Origin of the sequence: Oceanicella actignis, from assembly GCF_008124525.1 — a bacterium.
Lineage (GTDB): Bacteria > Pseudomonadota > Alphaproteobacteria > Rhodobacterales > Rhodobacteraceae > Oceanicella > Oceanicella actignis.
In genome coordinates this window covers 73,111-86,211 of the sequence record NZ_VNHJ01000004.1, presented here as the reverse complement: position 1 = coordinate 86,211, position 13,101 = coordinate 73,111, and the positions used below count along the sequence as shown (strand labels likewise).

Annotated in this window: 11 protein-coding genes; 6 read left to right on the top strand and 5 right to left on the bottom strand. The window is 72.2% G+C overall.

Features of this window, described 5'->3' with window-relative positions; all coding sequences use genetic code 11:
• The first annotated feature begins 243 nt into the window (after positions 1 to 243).
• From LY05_RS07475 to LY05_RS07450, 6 genes are all read left to right on the top strand, one after another.
• Complete coding sequence (locus LY05_RS07475; protein ID WP_148922698.1) at positions 244 to 2,379, top strand: 4Fe-4S binding protein; 2,136 nt, start codon at positions 244 to 246, stop codon at positions 2,377 to 2,379.
• 172 nt (positions 2,380 to 2,551) lie between these two features.
• Entirely contained in the window at positions 2,552 to 4,000 is a 1,449-nt protein-coding gene (locus LY05_RS07470) for an amidase (RefSeq protein WP_148922697.1), read from the top strand.
• A 53-nt stretch (positions 4,001 to 4,053) separates the two neighbouring features.
• Positions 4,054 to 5,115 carry an ABC transporter ATP-binding protein gene (locus tag LY05_RS07465; RefSeq protein ID WP_148922696.1) on the top strand — a complete coding sequence of 354 codons (1,062 nt, stop codon included), beginning with the start codon at positions 4,054 to 4,056 and terminating at the stop codon, positions 5,113 to 5,115.
• A 40-nt stretch (positions 5,116 to 5,155) separates the two neighbouring features.
• A complete protein-coding gene (locus tag LY05_RS07460) occupies positions 5,156 to 6,052 on the top strand; it encodes an ABC transporter permease (protein WP_072745677.1) in 897 nt (298 codons plus the stop codon).
• Positions 6,045 to 6,851 carry an ABC transporter permease gene (locus LY05_RS07455; protein ID WP_170258882.1) on the top strand — a complete coding sequence of 269 codons (807 nt, stop codon included), beginning with the start codon at positions 6,045 to 6,047 and terminating at the stop codon, positions 6,849 to 6,851. The genes LY05_RS07460 and LY05_RS07455 overlap by 8 nt, the downstream gene beginning before the upstream one ends.
• A 63-nt stretch (positions 6,852 to 6,914) precedes the next feature.
• On the top strand, positions 6,915 to 7,937 hold the full coding sequence (locus LY05_RS07450; protein WP_148922695.1) for an extracellular solute-binding protein: 1,023 nt from the start codon (positions 6,915 to 6,917) through the stop codon (positions 7,935 to 7,937).
• Positions 7,938 to 7,978: 41 nt separating this feature from the next.
• On the opposite strand, the gene LY05_RS07445 is transcribed toward LY05_RS07450, so the two are convergent.
• From LY05_RS07445 to LY05_RS07425, 5 genes are all read right to left on the bottom strand, one after another.
• On the bottom strand, positions 7,979 to 9,010 hold the full coding sequence (locus LY05_RS07445; RefSeq protein WP_148922694.1) for a histone deacetylase family protein: 1,032 nt from the start codon (positions 9,008 to 9,010) through the stop codon (positions 7,979 to 7,981).
• A gap of 11 nt (positions 9,011 to 9,021) precedes the next feature.
• Positions 9,022 to 10,359, bottom strand: a complete 1,338-nt coding sequence (guaD, locus tag LY05_RS07440; protein WP_148922693.1) for a guanine deaminase — start codon at positions 10,357 to 10,359, stop codon at positions 9,022 to 9,024.
• 37 nt (positions 10,360 to 10,396) lie between these two features.
• A complete protein-coding gene (locus LY05_RS07435; RefSeq protein WP_148922692.1) occupies positions 10,397 to 11,335 on the bottom strand; it encodes an aldo/keto reductase in 939 nt (312 codons plus the stop codon).
• A 55-nt stretch (positions 11,336 to 11,390) separates the two neighbouring features.
• A complete protein-coding gene (locus LY05_RS07430; protein WP_148922691.1) occupies positions 11,391 to 12,461 on the bottom strand; it encodes a BMP family ABC transporter substrate-binding protein in 1,071 nt (356 codons plus the stop codon).
• A 134-nt stretch (positions 12,462 to 12,595) separates the two neighbouring features.
• A complete protein-coding gene (locus tag LY05_RS07425) occupies positions 12,596 to 13,099 on the bottom strand; it encodes a hypothetical protein (RefSeq protein WP_148922690.1) in 504 nt (167 codons plus the stop codon).
• Positions 13,100 to 13,101 lie beyond the last annotated feature (2 nt).

Here is a 13,101-nt window from a genome sequence, read left to right as displayed (position 1 = left end):
CACCGGGCGCGGCCCTTTGCGTCGCTTGCGGCGACCCGCTTCGAGCGCGCGACGCGGATGGCGCGCGCCCGAACCTTGCCCGCGCCGCCCGCCGAGCAGCCCCGTGCGCGCCGAAGGCGGGCGGCTCGGGCGACGGCGTGGCCAAGCCGGCGGGCGCGCCGCGCGCGAGGGCTTGCGCGCCGCGCGCCGCCACGCGCACAAAGTCTGATGGCGGCGCGCGGCGCGCGGGCCTAGCATGGCGCCATGATCGCTCGTCTGGCCGCCTTCGTCGTCTTCGCGCTGCTGGCGCTGGCCGCGCCGCCGGCGGCCGCGGCGCAGCCCGACAACGCGCCCCTGCTCTCGGAGCAGGAGCTGGCCGCGCGCGTGCCCGCCCCCTACCGGCTGGGCGCGCGGCTGACCGAGGACGGCGTGCACGAGATCATCGATCTGAGCGGGCGCCCGGCGGGCTACATCTTCGAAACGCGCCCGCTTGCGCCCATTCCGGGCTTTTCCGGCGCGCCGATCGACCTTCTGGTGACGCTGGACGGCGAGGGGCGCTTTGTGAACGTCGAGCTGATCGACCATAACGAGCCGGTCTTCGTCTCGGGGTTGGGCGAGGCGCCGTTCCACAAGTTCGTCGAGCAGTATCGCGGCCGCTCGATCGCCGAGAACCTGACCGTGGGCGTGCCCTATGGGGCGCAGGGCGGCGCGGGCTCGGGCGCGGCCTATCTGGACGGGGTGACCAAGGCCACCGCCTCGGTGCGGATCGCGCATGAAAGCATTCTGGCCGCCGCCTTCGCCGTCGCGCGCGAGCGCATGAAGGGCCTGCGCGTCGGCCCGCCGCGCGCGCCCGATCCCGACCATGACGAGAAGCTGGACTGGGCCGCGCTCGAGGCGCAGGGCCTGGCGGGGCGGCTGACGGTCACGAACCGCCAGCTGCAGGAGGCCTTCGCCGGCTCGTTGTGGGAGGATGACGACCCCGAGGCGGCGGCCGACCCCGACGGCGTGTTCCTGGATCTGTGGGTGGTGGATGTCGGCCCGCCCGCGCTGGCGCGCGCCGCCCTTGCGCCCGAAACGCTGGCCGAGCTGCGCGCCTTCCTGGCCGTCTCGGATCATGACGAGCCGCTCTTGGTCATCGATGCCGGCCGCCATGGTCTGGTGTCCGACGACTTCGTGCGCAACACCGCGCCCGACCTGATCACGCTCGAGCAGGACGGCCTGCCCATCGCCCTGCGCGACGCGGATCTGGAGGTGCAGCTTGCGCCCGGCGGCCCCGAGGCGGCGCGCGCGATGATCCTGCGCACCGATCGGCGGCTGGGCTTCGACCCGGCGCGGCCCTGGACGCTGCGCATCGCCGCCTTGCGCCGCCACGGCCCCTTCATGCCCGAGATCGGCGCGCGCAGCTTCGAGCTGACCCACGTCACGCCCGAGCGCTTCTTCCGCGCGCCGCAGGCCGCGCCCGCGCCCGCGCCGCCCTGGGTCGAGGCGGCGCTGGCGCGGCGGGTCGATCTGGCGGCGCTGGCCGTCGTTCTGCTGGCGCTGTTCGCGGCGCTTGGGCCATGGATGCGGCGCCTGGCCGCGAGCCGCCTGCATCTGCCCGCGCGGCTGGCCTTCCTGGCCGCGATGATCGTGTTCGTCGGCTGGCATGGACAGGGCCAGCTTTCGATCGTCACGGCGCTGGGCGCCTTGCGGGCGGCCGTTCAGGGGGGCGGCTTCGCCTTCCTGCTCTACGACCCGTTCTCGCTCATGATCTGGGGCGCGGCGATCCTTGGCTTCGTGCTGTGGGGGCGGGGGCTGTTCTGCGGCTGGCTGTGCCCCTACGGCGCCATGCAGGAGCTGGCCCACCACGCGGGCCGCGCGGCGCGCCTGCCGCGTCTGCGCGTGGCCGAGGGCTGGGACCGCCGGCTCAAGCTGGTCAAATACGCCGTGCTGGCCGTTCTGGCGGCGGCGGCGCTGATCTCGCCCTCGGCCACCGACGCGCTGGTCGAGGTCGAGCCCTTCAAGACCGCCGTCACCGTCGGCTTCGACCGCGAGTGGCCCTATGTTCTTTACGCCGCCTTCTGGCTGGCGCTGGGCGCGGCGCTGTTCAAGGGGTTCTGCCGCTATGTCTGCCCGCTCGGGGCGCTGATGGCGCTGGGCGGGCTGCTGCGCGGGCGCGACTGGATCGCGCGCCGGGCCGAGTGCGGTTCGCCCTGTCAGCTGTGCCGGGCGAAATGCCCCTACCAGGCGATCGAGAAAAGCGGCCGCATCCGCTATGATGAATGCTTCGCCTGCCTCGACTGCGTCTCGATCTACGAGGACCCGGCCCGCTGCGTGCCCCGCGTCCTGGCCGCGCGCAAGGCCGGGCCGAGGCGGCAGGCGCCGGTCGCCGCGTCGTCCGCAGCGGCCAGGGCGCGCTGAAGGGGGCGGAGGAGCCCGGCCTTCCGCCGGGCCATCGCAGCCGGGGCAGGGGAAGGCGCCGGGGGCGAAGCGGCATGTGCGCATGGCCCCGTCGCCCGCCTCGGCAAGGCCGTTGCGCGGGCGCGCGCGCGGCGGATAGGCTGACCGCGACGCGCGGGGCAGGGAGGATGCGATGGATTACGACGCCATGGACGCGACGGCGCTGGCCGCGCTGGTCGCGGCGGGCGAGGCGACGCCGGACGAGCTGCTGGACCTGGCGCTCGATCGGCTGCGCGCCGTGGACGGAACGCTCAACGCCGTGCCGCTGGTGTTCGAGGAGATCGCGCGGCGAAAGATCGCGCAGGGGCTGCCCGAGGGGCCGCTGCGCGGCGTGCCCTTCCTGCTCAAGGATCTGGGCGCCGAGGCGCGCGACTACCCTTCGCATAACGGCTCGCGGCTTTTTCGCTGGACGCGCTATGACCGCGACTCGGCCATTTACGAGCGCCTGGCCGCCGCCGGGCTGGTGGTGTTCGGGCGCACCGCCTCGCCCGAACTGGGGATCGGCCCGGTCACCGAGGCCGCCGTCTATGGCGGGCCCACGCGCAACCCGTGGGACCCGTCGCGCACCCCCGGCGGCTCGTCGGGCGGCTCGGGCGCGGCGGTGGCGGCGGGGGTCGTGCCGGCGGCGCATGGCTCGGATGGCGGCGGGTCGGTGCGCATTCCCGCCTCGAGCTGCGGCCTGTTCGGCTTCAAGGCCACGCGCGCGCGTCTGCCCGACGGCCCCTATGCGGGCGAGGGCTGGGCGGGAATGGCCATCGACGGGTTCCTGACCCGCAGCGTGCGCGACTCGGCGCTGTTGCTGGACGTGACGCAGGGGCCGGACCTGGGCGCGCCCTACTGGGCGCCGCCGCTGCGCGAGGGCTTCCGCGCCGCGCTGGCCCGCCCGCCGCGGCCGCTGCGCGTGGCCTTGTGCGAGACGACGCTGACCGGCGCGCCGGTGCATCCCGAATGCCGCGCCGCCGCCGAGGAGGCCGCCGCCCTGCTGGCCGATCTGGGGCACGAGGTGACGCCCGCGCGCCCCGACGCCGATCACGAGGGGATGATGGCCGCCTGGACCGACATCGTCGCCTGCGGCACGGCGCTGAGCATCCGCAAGGCGGTCGAGGCGCGCGGCCGCCCGCTCGAGCCCGACGAGGTCGAGGGCGTGGCGCGCGGCGCGGCGGCGCATGCGCGCACCATTTCGGGCGACCGCTACCTCGAGGCGGTCGGGCGCATCCACGCCTATGGCCGGCGCATGGCCGAGTTCTTCCTGCGCCACGACATCCTGCTGACCCCGACCCTGGCCGAGCCGCCGGCGCGGATCGGGCGCTTCGCCCATGACCGCGAGGATTACGTCGCCTACCGCATGGGGCCGGACGGCGTCTTCGCCTATTCGCCCTTCACCGCCGCCTTCAACGCCACCGGCCAGCCGGCGGCTTCGCTGCCGCTGCGCTGGACCCCCGAGGGGCTGCCCGTGGGCGTCCATCTGGCCGCGCCCTTCGGCGAGGACGAGCTGCTGATGGCGCTGTGCGGGCAGATCGAGGCGGCGCGCCCCTGGTTCGACCGCCGGCCGCCGCTCGTCGCCGGCGGGCAAGGCGCTTGACGCCGCCGACGCCGCCTGCGACCCTTTGTCCGGGCAATGACGGGGGGAGCCGCTTGACCGAAGATGACGCTGCGGTCGAGATTCGCTCGGCGCGCAAGGAATACCCCAGCGCCGCGGGTCCGGTGCGGGCGCTGGACGACGTGTCGCTGACCATCCGCAAGGGCGAGTTCTTCACGCTTCTGGGCCCGTCCGGTTGCGGCAAGACCACGCTGCTGCGCCTGATCGCGGGGTTCGAGACCCCCGATGCGGGGCGCATCCTGCTCGAGGGGCGCGACATCACGGACGATCCGCCCAACCGGCGGCCCGTGAACACCGTTTTTCAGAGCTACGCGCTGTTCCCGCATCTGAGCGTGGCGCGCAACATCGCCTTCGGGCTCGAGATGCTGGGCCGCCCGGCCGCCGAGACGCGCGCGCGCGTGGCGCAGATCCTTCGCCTCGTGCGGATGGAAGAGATGGCCGACCGCCGCCCCGACCAGCTTTCGGGCGGCCAGCAGCAGCGCGTCGCGCTGGCGCGGGCGCTGGCGCCGGCGCCGCGGGTGCTGCTGCTGGACGAGCCGCTTTCGGCCCTCGATCTGAAGCTGCGCAAGGAGATGCAGCGCGAGCTCAAGCGCCTGCAGCACGAGACCGGGATCACCTTCGTCTTCGTCACCCACGACCAGGAAGAGGCGCTGACCATGTCCGACCGCGTCGGCGTGATGCGCGGGGGCCGCCTGCAGCAGGTCGGCCCGCCGCGCGAGATCTACGCGCGGCCGGTCAACCGCTTCGTGGCCGACTTCATCGGCGAGACGAACTTCCTCGAGGGCGTCGCGCGCGGCGGCGCGGTGCATCTGCCCGCGGGCGCGGCGCTGCCCGCGCCCGGCGGCGCGCCGGCCGAGGGCGCGCGCATCACGCTGACCGTGCGCCCCGAGCACCTGCGCCTGAACGCGCCGGGCGCGGGAAGGCTGGAGGCGACCGTGGCCGAGATCGTCTATTTCGGCCCCGCCGCCCATTGCCACATGAAGCTGGACGACGGCACGCCTATCGTCGCGCGGCTGGAGGAGGGGCGCATGCCCGAGCCCGGCGCGCGGGTCGGGCTGGACTTCGCGCCCGGCGCGCTCCAGGCGCTGGAAGATTGAGGAGGGACGCCATGAACCGGCCCGCGCGTCCGCCCGCCCGATGACCGCCGAGGAAAGACGGCGCGCGCGCCAGGGCTGGCTGCTGTCGGCGCCGGCGCTGGCGCTGCTTCTGGCGGGGGCGTCGGGGCCGCTGCTGATCGTCGTCGTCTACGCCTTTCTCGAGCCCGGCGAATATTCGGGGGTCGAGTGGAAGTTCTCGCTCGAGGCGTGGTTCCGCGTCCTGTTCGAGCGCGACATCTTCGACGGCACGGTGCGCCTTGCCGACGCGCATCTGTCGATCTTCTGGCGCTCGGTCAAGCTGTCGCTGCTGACCACGCTGCTGACCTTCGTCTTCGGCCTGCCGACGGCCTGGTTCATCGCCACGCGCCCGGCGCGCACGCGCATGCTGTGGCTGTTCCTGATCACGGTGCCGTTCTGGACCAACCTTCTGATCCGCACCTTCGCCATCATGGAGGTGCTGCGCAACGAGGGCATCCTGAACGGCGCGCTGATGCGCCTTGGGCTGATCTCGTCCCCGATCCAGATCCTCTACACCGACGTCGCCGTGCTGATCGGCATGACCTACGTCTATCTGCCCCTGATGGCGCTGCCGCTCTATGCGGCGATCGAGCGCTTCGACATGCGCATGGCCGAGGCCGCCTACGACCTTTACGCCTCGCGCTGGCAGGTGCTGCGCAAGGTGGTGCTGCCGATCGTGCGGCCGGGGGTGGTCGCGGGCTCGATCCTTGTCTTCGTGCCGTCGCTGGGCGCCTATGTGACGCCGCGGGTTCTGGGCGGGGGCAAGAACATGATGATCGGCAACTTCATCGAGCTGCAGTTCGGCGCCGGGCGCAACTGGCCGCTGGGCGCGGCGCTGTCGCTGATCCTGCTGGCGATGGTGGCCTGCGCGCTGACGATCTATGTGCGGGCCGCCGCGCGGGCGGGCGCCGATGGCTAGGGCGCGCCCATTCTCGGCCGCAAGGCTGCCCGGCTTCGCCGCGATGGCCGCGGCGACCTTCCTGATCCTTTATGCGCCCATCGCCACGCTGGTGATCTATTCGTTCAACGGATCGGATTCGGTGGCGGTCTGGGGCGGCTTCTCGCTCAAATGGTATGGCGCCGCGTGGGAGAACGCCCAGGTGCAGGAGGCGACCATGCGCTCGGTCGTCATCGCGCTGGCCGCTTCGGGCATCGCCACCGTCACGGCGACCATGGCGGCGCTGGGCACGACGCGGCGCGGACGCTTTCCCGGGCAGACGCTGATCTACGCCATCATCAACCAGCCGCTGATGGCGCCCGAGATCGTCACCGCCGTGGCGCTGCTGATCTTCTTCTCCTCCATCAAGGTCGCCACCGGCTATACGGGGCTGGGCTATCTGATCCTGGCGCATGCCGCCTTCTGCGTGCCCTTCGCCTATCTGCCCATCCGCGCCCGGCTCGAAAGCATGGACCTGACGCTCGAGACCGCGGCCGCCGACCTTTACGCCACGCCCTGGCTGGCCTTCCGGCGCGTGACGCTGCCGCTGCTGGCGCCCGGAATCGCGGCCGGGGCGATGTTGGCCTTCGTCATCTCGCTCGACGACGTCATCATCACCGAGTTCGTCAAGTCGGCCGGCCAGGACACCCTGCCGACCTACATGCTTGGCCAGATCCGCCGCGCCGCCACGCCCGAGGTCAACGCGATCTCGACCGTGCTGCTGGCGGTGACGGTCGCGTTGCTGAGCCTGTTCTTCGCGGTCACGAGAAAGCGGGCCTGAACCGTTCGCGCCGCGCCAACCCGGCGGGCCCTCCGGTCCGCCATCCGACAAGGAGAGAAAGTCATGCGCATTCCCGCCCTGGCGGCCGCGACGGCCCTTGCCGCCGCCGCCGCTCATGCCGAAGGGGCCCTGAACATCTACAACTGGGGCAACTACACCAATCCCGAGCTGATCAAGAAGTTCGAGCAGACCTATGACGTCAAGGTCACCATCACGGAATACGACTCGAACACCACCGCCCTGACCAAGGTCGAGGCGGGCGGCCACGGCTTCGACATCGTCGTGCCCTCGCACAGCTTCGTGCCGATCTTCATCGAAAAGGGGCTGCTGCTCGAGACGCGCCCCGATCAGATGGAGAACTTCAAGAACGTCGATCCCGTCTGGGTCGACGTGCCCTGGGATCCGGGCCGGCGCTACACCGTGCCCTGGCAGTGGGGCTCGACGGGCATGGCGGTCAATGTCGACGCCTATGACGGCGACATCAACACCTCGGCCATCTTCCTCGATCCGCCGCCCGAGCTGGCGGGCAAGATCAACGTCGTGCCCGAGATGCAGGACGTGATCAACCTGGCGCTCTACTATGTCGGCGGCGAGGCCTGCACCGAGGACAAGGCCAAGCTCAAGGCCGCGCGTGACGCGCTGGTCGCGGCCAAGCCCAAATGGCTGTCGATGGATTACGGCACCACCGACAAGCTGGCCTCGGGCGAGTGGGTCGCCAGCGTGAACTGGAACGGCTCGACCTTCCGCGCGCGGCTGGCCAATCCGAAGGTCCGCTACGGCTACCCGCGCGAGGGCTATCCGCTGTGGATGGACTCGGTCGCCGTGCTGGCCGACGCGAAGAACGTCGAGAACGCCAAGCTGTTCCAGAACTTCATCATGGATCCCGAGAACGCGGCGCTGATCTCGGCCTTCGCGCGCTACTCGAACGGGATCAAGGGGTCGGACGCCTTCATGCCGCCCGAGATGAAGGACGCGCCCGAGATCAACCCGCCGGCCGAGCTGGCCGCCGCCGGGCGCTTCGGCCCCAGCTGCCCGAAGGAGATCCAGGCGATCTACACCGCCATCTGGACCGAGCTTCAGAAGTGAATTGCGGCCGGGGCGCGCGCGCCCCGGCAACGCGCCCGCACTCAGGCGTCCAGAAATCCCTCCAGAACGTTGACCGCGTTCACCCCGATCGCCTCGATCGCGTAGCCGCCCTCCATGCAGAACAGCGTCGGCAGGCCCAGCCGCCCGATGCGCCGGCCCGCATCGAGGAAATCGGGGCTGTCGAGCGTGAAGAAGCTGATCGGGTCGTCCTTGTAGGCGTCCACCCCCAGCGACACCACCAGCGCCTCGGCGCCGAAGGCGCGGATGCGCGCCAGCGCGGAGTCGAGCGCCTCGGCCCAGAGGCCGTAGCCCGCGCCCGGGGGCAGGGGCAGGTTCAGGTTCGCGCCCTCGCCGGGACCTTCGCCGGTTTCGTCCGCATGGCCCAGATAGTAGGGGAAGGCGTGCTCGGGCGCGCCGTGGATCGAGGCGAAGAACACGTCGCCGCGGCGATAGAAGATGTCCTGCGTGCCGTTGCCGTGGTGAAAGTCGATGTCCAGCACCGCGACGCGCGCCGCGCCGTCGGCGCGGAAGGCCTCGGCCGCCAGCGCCGCGTTGTTGATGAAGCAATAGCCGCCGAACATGTCGGCGGTGGCGTGGTGGCCCGGCGGGCGGCACAGGGCGAAGGCCGCCCGCGCCCCGCCCGCCACGATGCGCTGGGCGGTTTGCGCCACGGCCGCCGAGGACAGCGCCGCGGCCCAGGTTCCGGCGGTGATGGCCGTCTCGGCGGCCAGCGCGTAGAAGCCGACCTTGCCGTCGATGTTCGTGGGCGCGCGATCGGCGTTCATGCGCCGGGCGGGAAAGCTGGCGGGAATGATCTCGCCCGCGCAGCCGGCCCGCTTCCATTCGTCCCAGGCGTTTTCCAGAAATGCCAGGTAATCGGGCCGGCACAGGGCGCGGATGGGCGCCATGGCGACGGGATCGGGCGCGGCGATGTCGTCAAGGCCGCGCTCGCGCAGCCGCGCCAGGATGTATTCGACGCGGCTCGGCCGCTCGAAGGGCGTGACGAACTGGCCGGCATGCAGCTCGGCCTGCGGGAAGTGCAGGCGGTGGTCCTCGCTGTAGATGGTGCGCATGGCGTTTCCCTTCAGGCCCCCGGGGGCCGCTTCATCGGCCGGCCGCCCGACCACACGGCCTTCACCGCGCGGTCGTCGCCCAGGATCATGGTCGCGAACAGCGCCTCCCACACGTCGCGCGCCCGCGCGGCGCGCTGGGCGGCGACGGGCGTTGCGGCCAGGTCCAGCGCGACCAGGTCCGCTTCCAGGCCCGGCTCGAGCCGCCCGATCCGGTCGTCCAGCCGCATGACCCGCGCCGAGCCGGCCGTGGCCATCCACAAGAGCTGCGCCGGATGGAGCGGGGCGCCGCGCAGCTGGCTGATCTCGTAGGCCGAGCGCATGGTCGCCAGCATCGAGAAGCTCGACCCGCCGCCCACATCCGTCGCCAGCCCCACCGGCACGCCGCTGCGCGCAAGCCCGGCCACGTCGCACAGGCCCGAGCCGATGAAGGCGTTCGAGGTCGGGCAATGCGCGACGCCGGTTCCCGTCTCGGCCAGCGCCGCGCGCTCGCGCTCGGTCAGGTGAATGGCATGGCCCATGATCGCGCCGGGCCCGGCCAGCCCGCGCGCCTCATAGACGCCGAAATAGTCGGGATCCCCGGGGAACAGCTCGCGCACCCAGGCGATTTCGTCGGGCTGTTCGGACAGATGGGTCTGCATGAGGCAGTCGGGATGCGCGGCCCAGAGCGCGCCCGCGGCCTCGAGCTGTTCGGGCGTCGAGGTGGGGGCGAAGCGCGGCGTGACCGCGTATCCCAGCCGCCCGCGCCCATGCCAGCGCGCGATCAGCGCCGCGCTTTCGTCATGGCCGCGGCGCGGGTCGTCGGTCAGGCCGGGGGGCGCGTTGCGGTCCATCATCACCTTGCCCGCGCACAGGCGAAGGCCCCGCGCGAGGGCCGCGGCGAACAGCGCGTCGGCGCTTTGCGGGTGCACGGTGCAATAGACGCAGGCGGCGGTGATGCCGTTGGCCAGGTTCAGGTCGAGGTAAAGCTCGGCCTGCGCGCGCGCGTATTCGGGATCGGCGAAGCGCAGCTCCTCGGGGAAGGTGTAGGCGTTGAGCCAGTCGATCAGCCGCTTGCCCCAGCTGGCGATGATCCCGGTCTGGGGATAGTGCGCATGGCAATCGACGAAGCCGGGGATGATGAGCGCATCGCCCATGTCCTCGACCCGCGCGCGCGGGTGGGCGGCGCGCAGCGCGTCGGCCGGTCCGACGGCGGCGATGCGGCCTTCGCGCACAAGAACGCCGCCGCGCGAGTCATGCGCGGCGCAGTCCTCGGGCGGGACCAGGAAGGGATCTTCGCGCAGGCGCAGGGTCTGGCCAAGGATCAGCCGCTCGTCCTGCGAAGCTGCGCCGGGTTCGGCGGCGCCGGTCATGGGGTCTTCCATTCTTGGGGGTCGGGTCGGGCGCGGCTCAGGCCTCTTCGAGACGGTCGGTCGCGGGCGGCGGCGTGCGCGACAGGGCCGAGATGCGCGCGCGCAGCTCGTCGGTCATGTCGAACTCGGCCGCGGCGAGCGAGGGGCGCAGCTGCTCGAGCGAGCGCGCGCCGATGATGGGCGCCGTCACCGCCGGGTGCGCGCCCGCCCAGGCCACCGCCAGCGTCGCCGGATGCACGCCCAGCTCGCCGGCCAGGGCGACGAAGGCGCGGGCGGTCTCGTGCATCCAGTCCTCGCCGTAGCGGGCGCGATAGGCGGGGTTGACCGCAAGGCGGCCCGTCTCGCCGCGCAGATACTTGCCCGTCAGCAGCCCGCCGCCGAGGGGGCTGTAGGGGATGACCCCCAGCCCCTCGGCCTGGGCGAGGGGCATGAGCTCGACCTCGGCCTGGCGCTTGACCAGCGAATACATGGGCTGGAGCACGTCGATGCGGCCCCAGCCGCGTAGCGCCTGAACGCCCAGCGCCGTCGCGACGCGCCAGGCGGGGTAGTTCGACAGGCCCAGATAGATCGCCTGGCCCGAACGCTGGATGTCCTCGAGCGCGCGCAGCCGGTCCTCGAGCCGCGCCGGGTCGGCGTCGTGATGCAGGAACAGAACGTCCACCCGATCGGTTCCCAGCCGGCGCAGGCTGGCCTCGACCTGGGCGCGGATCGCCCGCCGGCTCGATCCGCCGAGCATGTGGCACTTGGTCGTCACCACCAGCGAGTCGCGCTCATGCGCCATGAGCCGGCCGAGGATGCGCTCGGCCTCGCCGCCATTGTAGACGTTGGCGCAGTCGATGAAGTCCACTCCCGCGTCGCGGGCGGCGGCGTAGATGCGGGCGGCCTCGGCCTCGTCGGCGTCGCCGCCGAAGGACATCGTGCCAAGGCACAGGGCCGAGACCTCGACCCCCGTGGCTCCCAGAAGCTTGCGGCGCATGACGGCTCCTTCGCGTGGCGCGCCCGGCGCGCGGCCGGGCGCCGCCGATCGCGGATCACTTGGGCAGTTCGCCCTCGATCCCCTCGACGTAGAAGTTCATGCCGGCCAGCGTGGCGTCATCGGCCACCTCGCCTTCCTTGAGCCAGACCGAGCCGTCCTGACGGCGGATCGGGCCGGTGAAGGGGTGCAGCTTGCCCGCCGCGATGGCCTCGATGGCGGCCTGCGCCTCGGCGCGCACCTCGGGGGGGATGCGCTCGGAGAAGGGCGCGAACGCGACCATGCCCGAGGCGATGCCGTCCCAGGTGTCGGCGGATTCCCAGGTTCCGTCCAGCACCGCCTTGGCGCGGCGCACATAGTAGGGCGCCCAGTTGTCGATGATCGCCGTCAGCTGCGCGTTGGGGCCGAAGCGCTTCATGTCCGAGGCCTGGCCGAAGGCGAAGATGCCCTTTTCCTCGGCCACGGTCATCGGCGCGGGGCTGTCGGTGTGCTGCATGATCACGTCCGCGCCCTGTTCGATCAGCGCGTTCGCCGCGTCGGCTTCCTTGCCCGGGTCGAACCAGGTGTTGACCCAGACGATCTTGAACTTGACGTCGGGGTTGACCGACTTGGCCGCCAGATAGGCGGCGTTGATGCCGCGCACCACCTCGGGGATGGGGAAGGAGGCGATGTAGCCGATGGTGTTGGTCTTGGTCATGCGCCCGGCGATCAGGCCGATCACATGCCGCCCCTCGTAGAAGCGCGCCGAGTAGGTCGAGACGTTGTGCGCGCGCTTGTAGCCGGTGGCGTGCTCGAACTTCACGTTCGGGAACTGCTTGGCCACCTTCAGCGTCGGGTTCATGAAGCCGAAGGAGGTGGCGAAGATCAGGTCGTGGCCCGCGCGCGCCATCTGGCGCAGGGCGCGTTCGGCGTCGGGGCCTTCGGGCACGCTCTCAAGATAGGTGGTCTCGACCTTGTCGCCCAGCGCGGCCTCGATGGCCTGGCGGCCCTGGTCGTGCTGATAGGACCAGCCGAAATCGCCCACCGGGCCCACATAGATGAAGCCGACCTTGATCTTGTCGGCCGCTGCGGCGGCGCCCGCCAGGCCCAGCGCGGCGGCCGCGGCCAGAAGCGTTCGGGTGAGTTTCATGCGGTGACGTCTCCTCTGTCGGTTCTCGCGCGGCGGAGCCGGGCGCGCCGCGCCGGGCTCTCGGGCGGGAACGATACCCGCGTCGCGCCTTTGCGTCACCGTGCAATCTTCGCGCCCGGCGCTTGTGCGCGCCGTCAGCCGACGAGGGCGGCGCCGGCCCCGTCGCGCGGGTCGGCCAGCGGCGAGGGACGGGCGGGGCAGGGCTCGAGCGTCGCCTGCAGCCCCGTGCGCGCCCGCGCCGCCGCTTCGGACAACGAGCGGTCGTCGGCCCGGATCTCGGTCACCCCGAGGCGCGCGGCCGCGGCCCCGTCCTCGTCGATCAGCCGCTGGGCGACGCGCAGCGCCGCCACCGCCGCCGCGGGAGCGTCCGACTCGGGCAGTATGAGGGCGAGGACGTCCTCGGCGATGAAGGCCGCGATGTCGGACACGCGCAGATCGCGCAGCGCCAGGGGCGCGCCGCCCATGGGCGCGCGGGTGAACTCGATCAGCGCCAGCGCCGCGGGCCGGCCCTTGCGCGCCCGCAGACCCGCCGCGGCGCGCAGCGCGGCCTCGATCCCGGCCGGTCCGGGCGTCTGGGCGCCCGCCGGCGCCGCGATGGCGCGCGCATCGGGCGCGCCGCAATCCTTGCGCGAGGTCATGG